Origin of the sequence: Pseudoalteromonas sp. SR41-8 (genome assembly GCF_014163915.1) — a bacterium.
Classification (GTDB): domain Bacteria; phylum Pseudomonadota; class Gammaproteobacteria; order Enterobacterales; family Alteromonadaceae; genus Pseudoalteromonas; species Pseudoalteromonas rhizosphaerae.
This window is the reverse complement of record NZ_JACJEE010000004.1, coordinates 59,460-77,305: the sequence shown is the minus strand read 5'-3', so window position 1 is coordinate 77,305 and position 17,846 is coordinate 59,460. Positions and strand designations below refer to the sequence as shown.

At 40.6% G+C, this 17,846-nt stretch carries 23 protein-coding genes; 7 read left to right on the top strand and 16 right to left on the bottom strand.

Annotation, left to right across the window (positions count from 1 at the left end; translation table 11 throughout):
* Positions 1-124 precede the first annotated feature (124 nt).
* The 8 genes from H5162_RS04440 to sfsA form a co-directional block, all read right to left on the bottom strand.
* A complete protein-coding gene (locus H5162_RS04440) occupies positions 125-364 on the bottom strand; it encodes a hypothetical protein (protein ID WP_145235371.1) in 240 nt (79 codons plus the stop codon).
* A gap of 17 nt (positions 365-381) precedes the next feature.
* Positions 382-1,233, bottom strand: a complete 852-nt coding sequence (gene panC, locus H5162_RS04435; protein WP_145235373.1) for a pantoate--beta-alanine ligase — start codon at positions 1,231-1,233, stop codon at positions 382-384.
* Entirely contained in the window at positions 1,233-2,027 is a 795-nt protein-coding gene (panB, locus tag H5162_RS04430; protein ID WP_145235375.1) for a 3-methyl-2-oxobutanoate hydroxymethyltransferase, read from the bottom strand. Before panB ends, panC begins: the two co-directional genes overlap by 1 nt.
* Positions 2,028-2,058: 31 nt before the next feature.
* A complete protein-coding gene (folK, locus tag H5162_RS04425) occupies positions 2,059-2,544 on the bottom strand; it encodes a 2-amino-4-hydroxy-6-hydroxymethyldihydropteridine diphosphokinase (RefSeq protein ID WP_145235378.1) in 486 nt (161 codons plus the stop codon).
* A gap of 2 nt (positions 2,545-2,546) precedes the next feature.
* Complete coding sequence (gene pcnB / locus H5162_RS04420; RefSeq protein ID WP_246175570.1) at positions 2,547-3,905, bottom strand: polynucleotide adenylyltransferase PcnB; 1,359 nt, start codon at positions 3,903-3,905, stop codon at positions 2,547-2,549.
* A gap of 391 nt (positions 3,906-4,296) precedes the next feature.
* Positions 4,297-5,241 (bottom strand): tRNA glutamyl-Q(34) synthetase GluQRS, encoded by a 945-nt coding sequence (gluQRS, locus tag H5162_RS04415; RefSeq protein WP_182759697.1) that lies wholly within the window; start codon positions 5,239-5,241, stop codon positions 4,297-4,299.
* A gap of 17 nt (positions 5,242-5,258) precedes the next feature.
* Positions 5,259-5,702, bottom strand: coding sequence for an RNA polymerase-binding protein DksA (gene dksA, locus H5162_RS04410; RefSeq protein WP_145235383.1), 444 nt, complete (start codon positions 5,700-5,702; stop codon positions 5,259-5,261).
* A 225-nt stretch (positions 5,703-5,927) separates the two neighbouring features.
* Positions 5,928-6,644, bottom strand: a complete 717-nt coding sequence (gene sfsA, locus H5162_RS04405) for a DNA/RNA nuclease SfsA (RefSeq protein WP_182717171.1) — start codon at positions 6,642-6,644, stop codon at positions 5,928-5,930.
* A gap of 90 nt (positions 6,645-6,734) precedes the next feature.
* Here sfsA and pepB point away from each other — a divergent pair, with 90 nt between their 5' ends.
* The gene (pepB, locus tag H5162_RS04400; RefSeq protein ID WP_145235388.1) at positions 6,735-8,030 is read left to right on the top strand and encodes an aminopeptidase PepB; all 1,296 of its coding nucleotides are present in this window, start codon (positions 6,735-6,737) and stop codon (positions 8,028-8,030) included.
* 234 nt (positions 8,031-8,264) lie between these two features.
* Positions 8,265-8,831, top strand: coding sequence for a phosphoribosyltransferase (locus tag H5162_RS04395; RefSeq protein ID WP_145235390.1), 567 nt, complete (start codon positions 8,265-8,267; stop codon positions 8,829-8,831).
* Positions 8,832-9,094: 263 nt separating this feature from the next.
* On the opposite strand, the gene H5162_RS04390 is transcribed toward H5162_RS04395, so the two are convergent.
* The gene (locus H5162_RS04390; RefSeq protein ID WP_145235393.1) at positions 9,095-9,751 is read right to left on the bottom strand and encodes a Crp/Fnr family transcriptional regulator; all 657 of its coding nucleotides are present in this window, start codon (positions 9,749-9,751) and stop codon (positions 9,095-9,097) included.
* 268 nt (positions 9,752-10,019) lie between these two features.
* On the opposite strand from H5162_RS04390, the gene H5162_RS04385 reads away from it, so the two are divergent.
* The gene (locus H5162_RS04385; RefSeq protein WP_145235395.1) at positions 10,020-10,247 is read left to right on the top strand and encodes a YgjV family protein; all 228 of its coding nucleotides are present in this window, start codon (positions 10,020-10,022) and stop codon (positions 10,245-10,247) included.
* 9 nt (positions 10,248-10,256) lie between these two features.
* Here H5162_RS04385 and H5162_RS04380 read toward each other — a convergent pair whose 3' ends face one another.
* The 5 genes from H5162_RS04380 to H5162_RS04360 form a co-directional block, all read right to left on the bottom strand.
* Positions 10,257-11,921 (bottom strand): amidohydrolase, encoded by a 1,665-nt coding sequence (locus H5162_RS04380; protein ID WP_182731800.1) that lies wholly within the window; start codon positions 11,919-11,921, stop codon positions 10,257-10,259.
* 120 nt (positions 11,922-12,041) lie between these two features.
* Positions 12,042-12,278, bottom strand: a complete 237-nt coding sequence (locus tag H5162_RS04375) for an EF-hand domain-containing protein (RefSeq protein WP_182777792.1) — start codon at positions 12,276-12,278, stop codon at positions 12,042-12,044.
* Positions 12,279-12,290: 12 nt separating this feature from the next.
* Positions 12,291-12,527: an EF-hand domain-containing protein gene (locus H5162_RS04370; RefSeq protein WP_149982106.1), complete on the bottom strand. Its 237-nt coding sequence runs from the start codon at positions 12,525-12,527 to the stop codon at positions 12,291-12,293.
* A gap of 110 nt (positions 12,528-12,637) precedes the next feature.
* A complete protein-coding gene (locus H5162_RS04365) occupies positions 12,638-12,865 on the bottom strand; it encodes a hypothetical protein (RefSeq protein ID WP_145235404.1) in 228 nt (75 codons plus the stop codon).
* Between the two features lie 22 nt (positions 12,866-12,887).
* Positions 12,888-13,115, bottom strand: coding sequence for an EF-hand domain-containing protein (locus H5162_RS04360; RefSeq protein WP_145235406.1), 228 nt, complete (start codon positions 13,113-13,115; stop codon positions 12,888-12,890).
* Between the two features lie 315 nt (positions 13,116-13,430).
* Here H5162_RS04360 and H5162_RS04355 point away from each other — a divergent pair, with 315 nt between their 5' ends.
* From H5162_RS04355 to H5162_RS04340, 4 genes are read left to right on the top strand one after another with little or no spacing between them, the layout of a single operon-like run.
* Entirely contained in the window at positions 13,431-14,900 is a 1,470-nt protein-coding gene (locus H5162_RS04355; RefSeq protein ID WP_182777835.1) for a HAMP domain-containing sensor histidine kinase, read from the top strand.
* 1 nt (position 14,901) lies between these two features.
* Positions 14,902-15,444 (top strand): hypothetical protein, encoded by a 543-nt coding sequence (locus tag H5162_RS04350; protein WP_145235408.1) that lies wholly within the window; start codon positions 14,902-14,904, stop codon positions 15,442-15,444.
* A gap of 2 nt (positions 15,445-15,446) precedes the next feature.
* A complete protein-coding gene (locus tag H5162_RS04345; RefSeq protein WP_145235410.1) occupies positions 15,447-16,796 on the top strand; it encodes a sigma 54-interacting transcriptional regulator in 1,350 nt (449 codons plus the stop codon).
* An 8-nt stretch (positions 16,797-16,804) separates the two neighbouring features.
* Positions 16,805-17,305, top strand: coding sequence for a DUF1543 domain-containing protein (locus H5162_RS04340; RefSeq protein ID WP_145235413.1), 501 nt, complete (start codon positions 16,805-16,807; stop codon positions 17,303-17,305).
* A 28-nt stretch (positions 17,306-17,333) separates the two neighbouring features.
* Here H5162_RS04340 and H5162_RS04335 read toward each other — a convergent pair whose 3' ends face one another.
* The gene (locus tag H5162_RS04335; RefSeq protein ID WP_145235415.1) at positions 17,334-17,567 is read right to left on the bottom strand and encodes a hypothetical protein; all 234 of its coding nucleotides are present in this window, start codon (positions 17,565-17,567) and stop codon (positions 17,334-17,336) included.
* A 50-nt stretch (positions 17,568-17,617) separates the two neighbouring features.
* Positions 17,618-17,776 (bottom strand): hypothetical protein, encoded by a 159-nt coding sequence (locus H5162_RS04330; RefSeq protein WP_179959192.1) that lies wholly within the window; start codon positions 17,774-17,776, stop codon positions 17,618-17,620.
* Positions 17,777-17,846 lie beyond the last annotated feature (70 nt).

The following is a 17,846-nucleotide window of genomic DNA, read 5'->3' as shown; positions in this document are numbered from 1 at the left end:
AGTAAACCTTGCTATAAGGTGAATGGCAGAAAAATCACGATGGTTGGATGTAGAAAGTTTGCCTAAAGTAGGCGCTGGGAGGGAGGAAACTTGCCAATCATGATAATTGGCAAGTTAACATTAGTTATTGCACATTACCTAATGCTTGGGCATTTGCTTTGCATTGGTTATAGGCTTCAATACATTTAGTATTACATACTTTATATACCATGCCTTCGCCGGTGCTTTGCTGTTCGCAGTTCACTTCACATTGATAATTCTGTTGTGCGCATTGCTGCATTTCTGGATTTTCTATTTGGTTTTGACACCCAGCTAATATGCCTATACACAGCGAAATGCTTGATAATTTTAATAATGAATTCATACTTATCCCAATTATTGTTATGTAATATCAACGAGCAGATTGTCTATTAGCCTTACTGGCCCTAAGAAGGCTGCCGCCAAAATCACTAGTTGACTATCATTGAGTGTAGCTTTTTTTAAGGTATCGCGCTGAGCTATTTCAAAGTAGTCAATTTTGAGCCCTGCTTGCTCTAGTTGCTGCTTTGCTTGTCGGCATATGTCGTCAAAATCACGCAGCCCCGAGTTTAACTGTTCTGCGCTCCAATTAAGGGTTTTAAATAGCACTGTCGCTGTTTCTTTTTGAGCTTCTGATAAGTAGCCATTGCGAGAGCTCATAGCTAACCCAGACACTTCACGGCTGGTTGCAACGCCAATAATTTCTACTGGAATTGACAGGTCATGAGCCATGGTTTTAATCACTTGCAACTGTTGATAGTCTTTTTCACCAAAGCACGCATAGTCAGGTTGTACTAAGTTAAATAATTTAGTAACCACCGTTGCTACACCGCGAAAATGACCTGGACGTGATCCGCCGCAATAACCCATTGATATATTTGGCACATCGACAAAGCTTTGCGCATCTAAACCGTTAGGGTAAATGGCTTCCACACTTGGGGTAAATACAATATCAGTACCAAGCTCTGCCAGTCCTTGTTTATCCGCAATGAGGGTGCGCGGGTAGTTATCAAGATCTTCGTTGACACCAAATTGCATTGGGTTTACAAAAATACTAACCACGACTTTATCAGCCATGTTTTTGGCTTTCTCAACGAGTGAAAAATGCCCTTGATGTAGATTACCCATAGTTGGCACTAGTGCTACACTAAGCCCTGCTTGGCGCCATGCTTTAATTTGACTACGTAATGATTTTATTTCAGTGATCGACTGCATTATTTAAACTCATGTTCCGTGCTTGGAAAAGCACCACTTTTAACGTCGCTACAATATTTTTTAACCGCATCCGGCATATTGCCTGTTTCGAGTAAAAAGTTTTTAGAAAATTTAGGGATGTAACCTGCTGAAATGCCAACTAAGTCATGCATGACTAGAATTTGGCCATCAGTTTGATTACCTGCACCAATACCAATGGTAGGAATATTAACCGCGTCAGTAATTAATTTGGCAAGTTCAGATGGAATACATTCAAGAACCAGCATTTGTGCGCCTGCCGCGGCAAGCGCCTGAGCATCGCTAATCATTTTTTGTGCTTGTTGTTCACTACGGCCTTGGATTTTAAAACCACCAAACACATGTACTGATTGCGGTGTTAAGCCTAAATGTCCACATACCGGTATACCTTGTTGAGTCAGCGCAACAACTGAGTCATACAGCCATTCGCCCCCCTCAAGTTTGACCATGTTAGCGCCAGCTCGCATTAATTCTGCTGCATTTTTACAGCTCTCGGCTGGGTTTGAGTAGGTCATAAATGGCATATCTGCAATGACGAATAAATCACGGCTCCCGGCGCGTACGCTGCGAGTATGATATGCAATATCTTGATTGGTGACAGCCAGTGTATCGTCGCCACCTTGTAACACCATGCCTAACGAATCACCGACTAAAATAACGTCTACGCCGTTATCATGAAATAACTTTGCAAAGCTGGCATCGTAGGCCGTTAATGCCGTGATTTTTTGTTGGTCTGCTTTCATTTTATTAAGCGTAGAAACGGTTATTTTAGACATAGTATCCTCGTAGGCAACGGCCTGAAATTAATTACAGAGGTAATTGTTGTAATTCGTTTAGTGCCAAATTAGTGCTAATACTGTGAAGTAATATACCATTTGGCAGCGTAATATTTGGGGCTATTTCAAGTAGCGGGTAAACCACAAACTCGCGTTCAGTTAGACCATAATGTGGCACAATTAAACGCTCGCTATTAATGACTTGATCACCAAATAATAAAATATCAATATCTAAGGTGCGCGGCCCCCAGCGCTGTGCTTTTCGTACTCGACCGTGTTCAAGTTCTATCTGTTGTGTTAAATCAAGCAACTGCTCAGGTAATAGCGTGGTTTTTAGCGCCGCAACAGCGTTAACGTAGTCAGGTTGATCTTGCGGGCCCATCGGTTTACTCGCGTAATAATGCGATACACCAATAAACTCGCAATCAGCCAATGCACGCAGTGCTGCAACAGCATGATCTAGCTGAGTACGAGGGGCGTTTAAATTAGCCCCTAAACCAAGGTAGACGGTTTCCATGATCATTCAGCCGCTGGTTTTGGGCTGCGGCGGCGAGTACGACGACGGCCTTTTGTTGCGCCTTGCGTACCTAACGCTTTAACTAGCTCTTTTTGACCATTGATGTCTTGTTTTAAATAGTCAGTCCACCAGTTAACTAATTGCTGATGCTGTTTTTCACCGGCCTGTACGCGCAAAAGTAAAAAGTCATACGCAGCTTTAAAGCGTGGTTGCTGTGTCAGGCGATATGCACGTTGTCCTGAGCGTTTATCTAAGCGGTGTTGAATATGCCAGATATCACGAGCGCCAAGGGTAAAGCGTTTTGGTACGGCGATATGTTGGGCATTATCACTGAGTACTTTGTTCATACCTTGAGCGAAAGCATCGTATTCAGATAGTTGCTCTTGTTCTTGCAGTGCTTTAGTGATCTGCAATAATGGGAACCATAACAATGCAGCAAAAATAAATGCTGGAGTTACTTTTTTCTCCGCATTAATACGCTCATCTGTATTACGGAACATCTGTTGAATTAAAGCGAATTCTAAGCCATCAGGATTACTATCTAAAATACTATCAAGGGCTGGAAATAATGATTTGAAAAGGCCATATTTACGTAGCATTAAAAAGTTTGCTTCGGCCTTGCCATTTAAAAACAGTTTCAGTGTTTCTTCAAATAACCGCGCTGCAGGTATATTATCTAACAGGCTTGCTAATTCATTTAATGGTTGCTCGGTTGCCGGTGCAATCGACATATCGAGTTTGGTTGCAAAGCGAACTGCGCGCAGCATACGTACAGGATCTTCGCGGTAACGGGTTGCTGGATCACCAATCATCTCGATTTGTCGAGCGTTAATAGCTGCTAAGCCATTAGCATAATCATGGATTGAAAAATCATTAATTGAATAATATAACGCATTGATTGAAAAATCGCGGCGTTCAGCATCTTCTTCAATACTACCAAAAACATTATCGCGCAGCAGTTGTCCTTGGTCACTCGATTGGCTAATTTGGTTTTTATCTTCAGGCGCTTCGTGATGACCACGCATGGTGGCCACTTCGATTATTTCACGACCAAAAACAATGTGTGCTAAACGAAAGCGACGGCCAATTAAGCGGCAATTACGAAATAGCTTTTTAACCTGATCAGGAGTGGCATTGGTGACCACATCAAAATCTTTTGGTTGTTGACCTAACAAAATATCACGAATGCAACCACCAACAAGGTAGGCATCAAAGCCTCCGTCTTTCAGGCGATATAATACCTTGATTGCATTTGGGCTAAATTGTTTGCGAGAAATACCATGCTCATTGCGTCCAACTATTAAAGGCTGCGCAGAGACTTGGGTATGTTCGGCTGTTACAGAGGCGGTTGGGCCAATAATTTGCCGACAAAATTGAAAAAGCTTGGAAATAATAATCTGTCTCCTACAGAATTCGGTTATTTGATGGACGCCATCAAAATCAAACCAAGTATAGCTTCACTTTGCTATTAACTGCACATATGTTGCGTTTACTTGGTAATACCTATGGTATTAGAGTCTTGTTCATTCTAGTCAGTTAAACAGTCATTGCTAGGGTTAAAACTTTCTAGCATAACGATGCTGGAAATTATTATCCTGTTATTGAGCTACTTGACTGTTGCTATAATAGTGTACAACCTTAACGCAATTGGTATTAATTAAATGAATTGCACATTTAAGGTGGGCTATCATATACCAGCACAGCTTAAAAATTAAGTTGAAGGCCTTAAAATTAGCCCTTTTTAGTGAATTTTTATTTGTTTAAATGCGTAAAGGCGGTTGTATGACTGTGCGGGTTTTGCGAAATTTGAATTTGTGTCATTTTAGGGACGTTTTGCAAGCTGTAATTGTCGACTCCCCAAGCTAGCATTTGCTCGATATTTAGTTCAAGTAATTCATCTTTGGGCGCCAACCCTAAAAATTCGAATGCACTCAGCAAAGCCGGTTTGGGGTTACTTTTGCTAATAGCTGGGGCATAGTTTTGTTTTGATAATTTAAACCCAGGTTTAGCGACTGCTAATGGTAAATGTGCGTAATGGGGGGCCGTGGCAGCTAATTGTTTAAATAAACTCAATTGGCGTGCGGTTGGTTCAAGCAAGTCTGCGCCGCGTACGACATGAGTGATACCTTGGGCAATATCGTCTGCGACCACCACTAGTTGATAAGCAAATAGCCCATCACTGCGCTTTATTAAGTAATCTTCGTGGGCGAGATCATGAGCTACATTTATCTCACCTTGAATGAGATCATGGTATTGGCATGTAGCATGTTGCTGAATTAACCGCAGTGCGCTGCTGTTCTGACTATGCTTTAAATGACGACAATGGCCTTGATAAATACCGCCAAGCGCTTTAATTTCTTTGCGCGAGCAGTGGCAAGCATAAATTAGGTGCTGGTTATTTAGATTATTAATGGTATGCGCATACAAGTCATGGCGTTGAGTTTGATAGGCTACGTCTTCATCCCAGTACAAACCATAGGCTTCTAAGGTATTGAGAATATCTTTAGCGGCGCCGTCTACAACACGTGTGGTGTCGATATCTTCAATACGGACTAACCAAGTGCCTTGGTTGCTTTTCGCGTCAAGGTAGCTGCCCACAGCCGCCACAAGAGAACCAAAATGAAGTGGTCCAGAAGGTGACGGCGCAAAGCGACCGCGATAGTTGCGCATAGGCGCAGTAACGGCTGTGGTAGACATTGATTAATTACTAGTAATTAACCACGTCCAGATTGTTTTTCTTTGATTTCCGCAAGCGTTTTACAGTCTACACACAAGTCAGCTGTAGGACGTGCTTCTAAACGGCGGATACCAATTTCAATCCCGCACGAATCGCAAAAACCAAAATCATCTTCTTTGATTAATTGGATCGTTTTTTCAATTTTTTTGATCAGTTTACGTTCACGGTCACGAGTACGAAGTTCTAAAGAGAACTCTTCTTCTTGTGCTGCGCGGTCAACTGGATCAGGGAAGTTAGCAGCTTCGTCTTGCATATGCGATTTAGTTCGGTCAACTTCATTGCGTAAATCGTTGCGCCATGCTTCCAAAATAGTTTTGAAATGAGTGCGTTGTGCATCATTCATATACTCTTCGCCCGGCTTTTCCTGGTATGGTTCTAATCCGGCCTGAGCCAATAACCCTAATTTTTTTTGGTCTGGCATAACTTTCTCCTAAATCCTTAATATAATGCCCAGCATGAGCCGGCGGCTATAAATAACAGAATCCTATGGCCTAGGCAAATTTATTTTTCATTAATTAGTCCTACTTAAACCGCATCAATAAAATTAAAAAAGGTACGATAAGTGGTTTTTACACCCATTACTTATAGATAAGTGCTTAAAAACTTGCCTTGTTATATGGGCGAAAACCTTAAAAACAAGTCGCTTTTAATTAAAAGTGAGCTTTTCTATTAGTGTAATTTCAGCGCTCGAAATATCTGCTTTATAAGCAACTACTTCTACACCTTTAGTAATTGCCAAATCAACTAGTTGGGCGTACTTTTCGTCAATATGGCGCGCCGCACTAACTTGCTTAATCCCTTGATGTAATACTGCAAACAGCAGCACTGCACGATGGCCTTGTGCAACCATTTCAATTAATTCACGAATATGCTTTTGACCGCGAAGAGTTTCGGCATCAGGGAAGTAACCTTGGCCACTTTGTGGGGCATTTTGACTGAGTAAAGTGACAGATTTTACTTCTACATAGCAGTCTGGGCGTTGGGGAGCTGTAAGTAAAAAATCGATACGGCTATTTTCATCACCATATTTAACCTCTGGCTGTATTTTAGTGTAGCCGTTAAGCTCGCTGATTAGCGCTGCATGAAGTGCTTCTGCAACGATTTTATTCGCGATTGCCGTATTTACACAGATCAGATGGCCAAACTGGTTTTGCGTCAATTCTAATGAGTGAGGATATTTTCTTTTTTGATTGCTACTGGTGGAATAAAAGGCTGCAAAGTCAGGCTCCGCGCAACCAGTCATTTTACCTGTGTTGGCACAATGGGCGGTAAACTCTGAGCCATCGCTAAGGCGTAAATCGGCTAAAAAACGTTTGTAGCGTTTGATTAAAGTAGCGTGTTGGAGTGGCGTTGTATATTTCATTATTTTAGTTATTTGGTCTCAAGCAGTTGGGAAGTTGTTGTGGCTATAGTAAACTCATTGTCACTATTTTAGCGCAAAGAGTATTCTAACATGTCTGAAAAATTTGTTGTTCAATTAAGCGAGCAGGGTGCTGCATCGCATTGGGGCGAAACCGCCACGTTATCTTTTAATGAGCACGGTGCAACGGTTCATTTATCTGAACAAGAAACATTAGTAAATGTACAAAAAGCCGCGCGCAGTATTGCCAATCAAGGCGTTAAAAATGTCGTGCTAGCTGGTGATTGCTGGTGTACAGAAACACAGTGGGCTTTTTATCAAGGGTTTGTATCGCCTAAGTCATTACACGGTGTTGAATTTGCTGAAAATGCTAAAACAGATAGCCAAGAGCTTGCTTCATTACTTCGTTCTGCTACTTGGGCGCGTGAAATGATCAATGGCACGGCGGATGATATCTTCCCTGAAAGTTTAGCTGGTAAAGCTGCTGAATTTATTCAATCACTAGCTCCTGAACACGTGAGCTATCAAATCATCAAAGGTGATGCGCTACTTGAGCAGCAGTGGATTGGTATCCATGCTGTTGGTCGCGGTAGTGAGCGCCCGCCTGTATTACTTGCACTTGATTACAATCCAACTGGCGATGAAAATGCGCCTGTAGATGCAGCGCTTGTTGGTAAGGGGATTACTTTTGACTCTGGCGGTTATTCAATTAAAGCCAGCGAAGGTATGTTAGGTATGAAGTGCGACATGGGCGGTGCTGCAACGGTTACCGCAGGTTTGGCATTGGCTATTAGTCGCGGTATTAATAAACGAATTAAACTGTTTTTATGCTGTGCTGAGAACCTTATTTCAGGCCATGCATATAAGCTGGGTGATATCCTTACCTATAAAAACGGCACGACAGTTGAGATTGTTAACACTGACGCTGAAGGACGCTTAGTACTTGCTGATGGCTTAATGGCTGCAGCTGAAACCGGTGCACCTTTAATTATTGATGCGGCGACACTAACAGGCGCTGCGCTAGTTGCTGTTGGTCAAGAGTACAATGCCTTATTTGGACTTGATAAAGAGTTTGTACGTGAAGTTGAAGGCTTTGCTGGGCAAGAAATGGAAGGCGCGTGGCCACTTCCACTTGAAAAGTGGCATCAACAAAACTGTCCTTCACCATACGCTGATACAGCTAACAGCCGTGCCCAAAAAGGCGGTGGTTATGGTGGCGCATCAAATGCTGCTGGTTTCTTGTCACGTTTTGTACCAAACGACGGCAAAGGCTGGGTGCATATGGATTTAGCGGCAGCGTTTAATATGGGTAGCACGAGTCAATGGGCTGCGGGCGCGACAACAGTCGGGATGCGCACGGTTGCACGTACTTTACTAGAAAAAGCGTAATCTTAAATATGTTTAAAAAAGCGCCGTTTTAGGCGCTTTTTTGTTGGCTATAAAAATGTAATTACAAACAGAAACAAGCTTTTTTAGTTTATTTGCGCTAAAATCTCGCTCCACTTTTGCATTTCAAGTGATTAAGGTTTGAAGTTATATTTCTTATATTAAAAGCGCTGCTTTTATTTAAGTCGTATTCATAAACTATACTTGAATGATCAACTCACACTGGGAATTCTAATTATGTCAGATAAGTGCTACATCACAGCGCAACAATTGCTTGAAGATTCATTTCGCGTTGCGGCGCAAGTATACCAAGATGGTTTTCGTCCTGATTTTATTATTGGTATTTGGCGTGGGGGTGCCCCAATTGGGATTGCAGTGCAAGAGTATTATGATTATAAGGGCATAGAGACAGATCATATCGCGGTGCGAACTTCATCGTATTACGGTATTAATAAGCAATCTAAAGAAATTAAAGTACATGGCCTACACTACATTATTGAAAATGCTAACGCAGGTGACTCGTTATTGATTGTTGATGATGTATTTGATTCAGGGCGTAGTATTTTTGCACTGAAAGAAAAGCTTTCGGAATTGATGCGTTTAAACTTACCTAAAGATATCCGCATTGCATGCCCGTATTACAAACCAAAAAATTCTAAAGTTGATATGAAACCTGACTACTACATTCATGAATCAGAAGAGTGGTTAGTATTCCCGCATGAACTATCGGGTTTAACACCTGATGAGATCATCGCTGGTAAGACAGATTTAGTAAAAATACACGATATTTTATTAGCAAAATAAATCTATTGAGTAAAAATAAAAAAGGCCTTAATTAGGGTCTGTTGACCTTTGTGGATTGAAATTTGTTCAATCTAGGGGCGATTTAATCGCGGCGCGAGATTTGTAACCTAGTGGGCTAAGTAAAAATCGAGCAAAGCTTCCGCGTCCTGCTCACGCCCCTTACTTACATCCATGTAAGTAACAAAGAGTTAATCGCCCCTAGGCCTTTTTATCTTTTATAATCAGAAGATATTGCAGTAATGCTAAATTACTTAAATTAGCAACTATAGCTGCGAAAAACTATCCACGTAATCGCTAAGTTTATCTAAATCAACCGCTTTGAGTCCATCATTTGAGCGTGCAACTAAACCTCTTTCTACCAGTTCCGATACTACGCGGCGATAGGCTCGCTCTGTGGTGGCAAAACGCTCAGCTTCAGCATTTACCGTTGGGTATGCGCGCAGCAGGGTTGGGTTATTATTTTCGGCACGTAATAAACAGTCTTTGGCGATATTGTAACCCAATGGCAACAATAGTTTATCTAAATTAATTTTTTGGTTTTCTTGAAACTTAGCGGCAATAGTTTGTGCTGTGTATAAACTCAGCTCTGGCTTTTCAAGTAACAGGGCACGCCAGTGCTTTAGTTCTATTAGGTTGTAGCTAACGTCACTGAAGCAGGTAACTGTATAAATGCAGGGGTTATTGTTTAGCGCTTCAATTTCACCAATTAAGGTGTTGTTGCAATCAAGTTGGCCCAGCAGTAAGCGGCGGCCATTACCGACATCATAACTAAACGATACGGTGCCGCTTCTGACTAACACTAATTTTGTAAGAGGTTGATCTTGGTGGATCAGTACTTCTTTTTTAGATTGTTGATAACGGCTGCCAGCAAAGGTTAGTAGCTGGTCGACGAGATAACTAGAAAAATGATATTGAAACATCAACAATGCCCTTCGGACAATTGTCCTATTTATTACATCTTAATGACGTTAGCATTAAGATTCTAAGAATTTACGCTAACTTACTAGCTTAGTTAACTCGGTTAATTAAGCTTAATACCTGATATCCCGTGTAATGATTATTAAAGTGTGCTTTTAGCAGCTTTGGGTTTTTAGTAAGTTAGCTTTTTTATACTATTGCTATATTGTGGAATAACTTTGCCTAAACTACAACATTTGCAATGCTAACCTAAAGTACCGGAGAGAACAAATGAGTTGGGAATATTTGGGGTATTTTGCCTCAGCTTTACTTATTGCCTCTTTAACTATGAGTGATGTGAGCAAACTTCGTTGGTTTAATCTTGCCGGTTGTATTGCTTTCACAGCCTACGGTATTGCGATTGCTGCATGGCCTGTGGCTATCACCAATGGTTTGCTAACCTTCGTAAATATTTATCATTTAATTAAGCTCAAACGTCAACAACAAAAACCGCAATAATAGCGTGGTTTATTGCGCCTTACTCTGGTTATCAATTTGCGCTTTTTGGTAGCGTAATTCACCGCCAATCCATGTTTGATTTACGACAATGGTAAAAATTTCTTGTACTGGCACTTTAAAATAGTCTTTGTCGATTAAAATAAAGTCAGCCCACTTTCCTTGCTCTAAACTACCTAATTTAAATTCTTGATGTGCGGCATACGCAGCACCTAACGTGAATGCTCTGAGTGCATCTTCTCTGCTCAGTGCTTCAGTGACTCGCCAGCCATTAGCGGGTAATTGATTGTGATCTTGGCGAGTAATTGCTGAATACAAACCGTCAAAGGGGTTGGCCAGTTCAACTGGATAATCTGAGCCTGCAGCTACTACTGAGCCTTGCTTTAAAAACGTTTGCCATGCATATGCACCTTGTAATTGTGTATCGCTAAGGCGCTGCTCTGCCATATGCATATCAGAAGTTGCATGCACCGGTTGCATTGATGGAATGATTTTAAGTGCTTTGAAGCGAGGAATATCTGCTGGATCAACTATCTGTGCGTGCTCTATACGGTTACGTAGTAAAATCCCGCCGGTTTTTTTAAATACATTTTGATAGGCATCTAACACAATATGATTTGCTTTATCACCGATGGCATGGGTATTGGCGCTAAAACCATGGTTAAAGCTCAATGTGTACAGCTGCTCTAATTTTTGTTGAGTTTCGAGCATTAAACCTTGGTGATTCTTTCTATCTGCATAATCGGCCAGTAGTGCGGCGCCACGGCTTCCTAACGCACCATCAGCATATATTTTTACACTACGAATAGACATGAAATCGTTAAGATCTTTATAGCGACCGGCTCTGAGCATATCTTCAAGGGACGGATCTGTTGCACTTAGCATTGCAACAATGCGCAGCGGTAAGGTGCCTTGTTCAGCTCTTTGCTTGTAAACTTGCCATGTTTGTTTATCAATCCCAGCATCGTGGGTTGAGGTTATACCTAAGCTGAGCAGATGTTGACCAGCTTGATTTAAGGCATTATTTACGTCTTGATCAGATGGCGTAGGAATATGTGCAGTAATTAAACTTTCGGCCTTATCGACAAAAATACCGCTAGGTTGACCTGCTTGGTTGCGAATAATTTCACCACCTGCTGGTGACTGTACTGTGGGTGTTAATTTGGCTAACTCCATCGCTTTGCTATTAACCCAAATTGCGTGGCTATCGACACGAGAAAGCACCACCGGAACATCTTTGACAACTTTATCTAAGTCAGCAGCAGTAGGAAATTGCTTATTAGGCCACAGTTCTTGATTCCAACCGCGGCCAATAATCCAGCCCCGGTTATTTTTAGCAAATACAGCAAGCTTTTTTTGTATTTCTGCAATCGACGTACTGCCACGTAAATCGAGTTGCGCTAAATTATTACCAAGTCCAATCACATGACCGTGGGCGTCAATTAAACCAGGTAATAAGGTTTGTTGCTCGGCATCAAATACTGCAGCATTAGGGAAACTCGCTTTTAGTTTATCGTCTCCTACTTTTACTACTTTGCCATCTTTAATAACCAGTGTAGAAAATTGCTGTAATTGGCCACTGTAAGTTGGAGTGTAACCATTAGCATTGTAGATCACCGTGGTATCAGCTAGCACAGGTAAAGATAAAGTGATTAAACAGGCGAGTAAGCATTTCATTGTTAGAATTCTTTTTCTGCTTTTGTTAGTTAAACAGTAACAGAGAATACTGAGTCTGCAAATTAAATATAATAAATTATTTATCGTTGTGCATTTCAACTATGCTGATGAATTAGCTATTCATTTATTTGCATATAGAGTAAATTCAGACAGTGATAATCTACCATCTTTATCGCGGTCATAGTTTTTAAAACGAGACCACAGGGCAGGATCTTTTGCTGACTCTGAACGCGTGATAAGACCGTCGTTATCGCGGTCTAAGTTTTTGAATTGTTCTGCTATATTATCAGTTGTTGCAAAACTGCAACAGCTACTGACAAATAACCAACTTAGTCCCAGTTGTGTACAAAATGTCATTGGGGAAACTCGTTAATCTAGATTATTAGTTAAAAAACGCTTAAATTCAGATAGGGAAATTTTATTGTCTTGGTTTTTGTCCCAACGTTTAAAGTTACTCAACAATTGTGGTTGTGGTTCAAGCTCATTATGCGTTAAATAGCCATCTTTATTGCTATCTAAATGATCAAAACGTTGTTTTACATCCAGTGCCATTGCGCTAAAACTAGTGGCTAGCGACACACTTAATATTATTAATATGCTTTTCATTATTTACATCCTACCAACAAAAAGAATAAAGCATTTGCCATAATTTAAATCCCAACATTAAATCCGTTTACACATTCCCTCCGGGATTATGGCAAATACTTTAAAGCCTTTTAAAATTTAAACTTTGCGAACTCTTGCTCAGATAATTGCTCGTCGTTATTATCATCAAGATCAGTAAACTGCTTTAATAGCGTGTTGTTTTGCTTGGCTTCAAGTAATGAAATTTGTCCGTCAGAGTCGGTATCTAATTGCGCAAACTTAACATTTAATTGTGATGCTAAAACAGTGGCGCTAATGACTAAAAACATCAGTGAAAAAGCGGCGATAAGTTGTTTCATAGCAGTGTTTCCTTTGGGAAATTTATTGCAAAAATTGTTTAAACTCAGCAAATGAAATTTGACCATTTTGATCTTTGTCAATTTGCTCAAAACTTTCGTGTAATACCGCATCTTCAGATGCTTCTGCTTCACTCAATGTGCCATTACTGTCTTTATCAAGTTCTGCGAAGGTGGCCTCGACATCAATGGCAAAGCTGTTAAAGCTAAGCAGTAGGCTGATGCATAAGCACAGCGGTGTTAATATTTTCATATTATTTCCTTATAAACAGTCGTTGATACGGATATTACAAGAACGATGCCAATTTTTTTATTGTATAAATATCAGTGGTTTAATTTTTTGGCATGATAATAAGTGGGAAAAAATGACCGAGCAGTGTGTCTTTTTTGCAACAACTTTTAACGGGTATTCATTAAGTTTTTAAAAAACAGTTGGTTAAGTTGTTTCAATTTAGCGTCAGTCGCTTTATATAGCGCTACACAGTTCGCCTTATTCATTATTCTTATTGATTCAGCTAGTGTATAAGTAACACCTTCCATAATCAGACTTTTAACTAAAGGAGTGGCGATAGTGGCCTCATTCGCTAAAAAGTACAGTGCATTACTTAGTTGGCGACCCAATTTAATAGGCCAGTTTTTGTTTAGTACTTTGTTATCGCTGCTGCCATTATCACTGGTAGTGATTGTATTTTTAAATGCGCTGAATAAACAGCTAGCAGTAACTCAGCAAATCGTCAGTGAAAATTATCAAATTACCAAGTCATTTAATAACCTTAAGCAAGACCTCAATAGCTTAGAGCGCGCAACGCGACAAAACTGGGTGCTGAAAAGCGAATCACTCGATGAATTGATTGTTGATAAGTGGCAATCATCACTACAAAGCATTGATGAACTAACTTTTATAAGTTCTACGGGGGAGTATATTAAGCAATGGCAGCAACTCACACAGGTATTGCAATTAGCGCATACTCAACTCGTTACTGAAGGACAACAAGATGCGCAATTGTTTATTCCTGTGAGTGAATTAATTGCGCGTCAAACGGTGTGGCTAAGAGATCAAAATGAGCTGCAAATAACTAAAAATCAGCAACAGTTAAAAGCTTTGCAAAGCTCATTTATCAATTGGTTAATAGCACTTATCCCATTAACTTTACTAGTAGGTGGTGGTTTTTTATGGCGTATAAGTGGTCGCTTAAAAGGATTAACGTCGGTTATTGATAAGCTTGGGCAAGGTCATTGGCAACAAAAAATAGCTGTACAAGGCTCTGCTGAGTTGGTTGAACTAGGAAATAAATTACAATGGGTGCAAGAGCAGTTGCATCAATTAGAGCAACAAAAAGATACTTTTTTACGCCATGTTACCCATGAATTGAAAACTCCATTAGCGTCAATGGTTGAGGGTACTGACTTACTCGCCGATGAAATCGTTGGGCCAATTAACAAAGAGCAGCAAGCGGTGTTGGCGTTAATTACCCAGAGCATGGTGCGTTTGCGCGCTATGATCGATAGTTTACTTAGTTACAATGCGATTCGCAGCAGCAAAGAAGACTTAAGTGAGCTGGAATTCTCGCAATTAATAACCAAGATAAACAGCCATTTTGAACATCGTTTAGTGGCGCGTAAGCAAAGCTTATGTTGGCATTGTGAGTTACCCGAGCAACCACTGGAAATTGCTGCAGAGCTTGTTGAAATGATCTTAATTCAGTTGATCTCTAATGGCTTAAAGTTTTCACCAGCAGGACAGGCGGTCAATATTGCTCTGTCATTAGCTGGTCGTACTTTGACTATGAGCGTTAGCGATCAAGGCACCGGTATTAAAGAGCAAGAGAAATCACATATATTCAGTGCCTTTTATCAAGGTAAGAATGCTAAAGATATAACCGCTCAAGGTAGTGGCTTAGGGCTTACCATTGTAAAAGAGTCTGTTGAGCAATTGATGGGTACTTTACACGTTGAGCATAATGAGCCACAAGGCTGTCGTTTTATAATTCAAATCCCAATCATCCCTCCAACCAATAAAAACCAAGGAGTTAATTAGCATGGGCGTGCGTTTAAATGCCATTTTAGTGGTTTGCATTACAACCTTAGGGCTCGCAGGGTGTGAGTTAACTGAGCAGCCAGTAAATAAAAGCAACCCTGAAGCTGAACAAGCGGGTAAGGTGACTACACCACAAGGGGATAGTTTACCAAATCCGAAACCTAGGCCGAAAACCGATCCTATGTATGCACCTGCCGAAACGGTCATTGGTTGGCATGCAAAGTCGTGCGGTGGTTTTCAAGTGGCAGCGAGTAAAACGGTTTATATTGGTGCTAAAGAGCTTCAGAATTATTTTGATTTTAGTTGCAAAAATAATGTATTAGCACCGGAAAAAGTATTAACGCAGCTGCTAAAACTGGATCAAGCTTATTATTGGCCAGATGATATAAAACAGTATTTATGGCTGCAAAAACAACAAATAAAACAGCAGATCAACGCTAAAAAACAGCAGCAAGCGCTGAATAATAAAATGCAAGAAACCCTGTCATCACTGGCAGCCATCGAGCAGCAACTATTACTACGCGAAGAAACTAAGGAGCAGTAATTATGTCAACAGAGCAAAACCAAGGCGCGCGAATTTTACTGGTCGATGATGATGCAAGTTTATTAAAACTATTGGCTATTCGCATAGAATCTAAAGGCTATCAAGTGACTACCTGCGAAAGTGGTATTGCTGCGCTACAGTTATTAAAAAATAATGTGTTTGATGCTGTGGTTACAGACTTACGCATGGATGAAATGGATGGTATGGCATTACACCGTCAGTTACAAAATCGCTACCCAGCGCTGCCAGTGTTGATGATGACAGCTCATGGGTCTATTCCTGATGCTGTTGAAGCGACGAAGCAAGGTATTTTTGCCTTTATTACTAAACCGGTAGATAAAGATGAGTTATTTGATAGTTTAGCAAAAGCGATTGAAATTCATGGTCTCAGTGCCGATGAAAGCGCATCAAACAGTAATATCGTGACCCGCAGTGGTGCTATGCTGCATTTACTTGAGCAAGTTAAATTACTAGGTCCGACTCAGGTCAATGTGCTGATCTCGGGGGCCAGTGGTACAGGTAAAGAGTTACTAGCTAATGCTATTCATCAACATAGCCATGTTAGTGAAGGTCCGTTTGTCGCAATAAACTGTGGTGCGGTACCGGGGGAATTACTCGAATCAGAACTATTCGGTCACAAAAAAGGGGCTTTTACGGGCGCGATTAAAGACCACCAAGGGTTATTTCAGCAAGCGCAAGGCGGTACTTTATTTTTAGATGAAATCGGTGATATGCCACTTAATTTACAAGTTAAGTTACTGCGCGTATTACAAGAAAAAACTATTCGCCCTGTGGGCTTTGAAGAAGAAATTCCAATTGATGTGCGGATTGTATCAGCAACTCATAAAAACTTGCCTGATGCGATTGCTAATCAGCAATTTCGCGAAGATTTATACTATCGCTTAAATGTTGTGAATCTTAAATTGCCACCACTGTGTGAGCGCAGAGAAGACGTTAGTTTATTAGCGCAGTATTTTAGCGCTACCATTGCTAAACGTATGGATCAAAAAGAAAAGCGTTTCGCCAATGATGCAATGCATGCATTAGTACGTCACGATTGGCCGGGTAATATTCGCCAGTTACAAAATGTAGTAGAGCAGGTTGTCGCACTTACCCCAGGTGAAGTAATATCAGCACAGCTGGTTGAAAGTGCGCTTAATAGTAATACCAACAATGTTGAGCCGCTTTCTCTTAACGATGCTAAAAAAGAATTTGAGCGTGATTATGTGATTAATGCTTTAAAGATGGCTGGCGGTAACGTGGCTGAAGGGGCAAAACTAGCTAAGCGTAATCGCTCAGATTTTTATAAGTTGATCAAAAAACACAACATTGACGTTGATACTATTTGTTAGGAGAGAAAATGCAGTTATTTATGGTGTATTTAGGTGGGCGTATTCAGGGCTGCCATATTGAAATGCATGATGTTCGTTTTGTTGTTGGGGAATCGATTGAACAAACTTACTCAAAATTAAAAGCGCAGTGGGTCGGTGATAAAAGTAGCGTGCACATGGACAGCTATATGGCGGTAAATCACATTGATGGCTTTGCAGTAACCGTGGTTGATGAACCCGTGGCCCAATCGCAGCAGTTATACTTTGTAAATTTAGGAGCGTATCGTGCTGATAGCTTAGCTGAGCAGCATGACTTTGCGTTATATGTAGCAAGTAGTAGCGACGAAGCTAAACAAAGAGCAAAAGAGGATTTACTAGCTGGTTTAAGTCATATTCATAAAGATGACTTACATGATGTAGATGATTGCTTTGCAATTGACTTGCTCGACAGTCAATTACATATCAAGCTAACCCCGAGCGAGCAATCTCAAGCGATTAAGCCCGATTGGTTTGGTTACCATATATTATAAATAATCAAGAGTGTGTGTGGTGCAAGCGTTAGCCGTTATCACTTTGTTCTGCACGCTCTTTGTCTTCACTGTTACTGGCAATTTTAAAAGCGATAATCACTAAGCCAAACATAGCAAAAGGTAACGCAGCAAGCATATACTCGGTAACATTGCTATCTTGGAAGCTGGCTTGTAGTAAAAAATGCCCAGCAATACACAGTAAAATAACAATTAGTAAGATCGGTAATAAAATAAGTTCTTTTTTAGCAGAATGAGTTTTCATTATTAGGCAGTACTTTTACAAGGTGCGCCATTGTAATGAGCAAACCGCTTTTAGGTCAAACAACTAGGCTGATAAATTACTTTTGATTGTGTTATGTCATGTTTTTCAGTATCAGAGTTAGGTTCGCTACTGTTTAACTCATCACTATCTTCATAGCTGTATAAATCAAAAATAAAATCAATTTCTTCACGTTTCAGTATCGCTTGCATATTGCCTCCTATCTTATCAACTTAGTTAAGTAGTAAGCATATGTCTGCGCGACTGAATTGTAAGTGAACA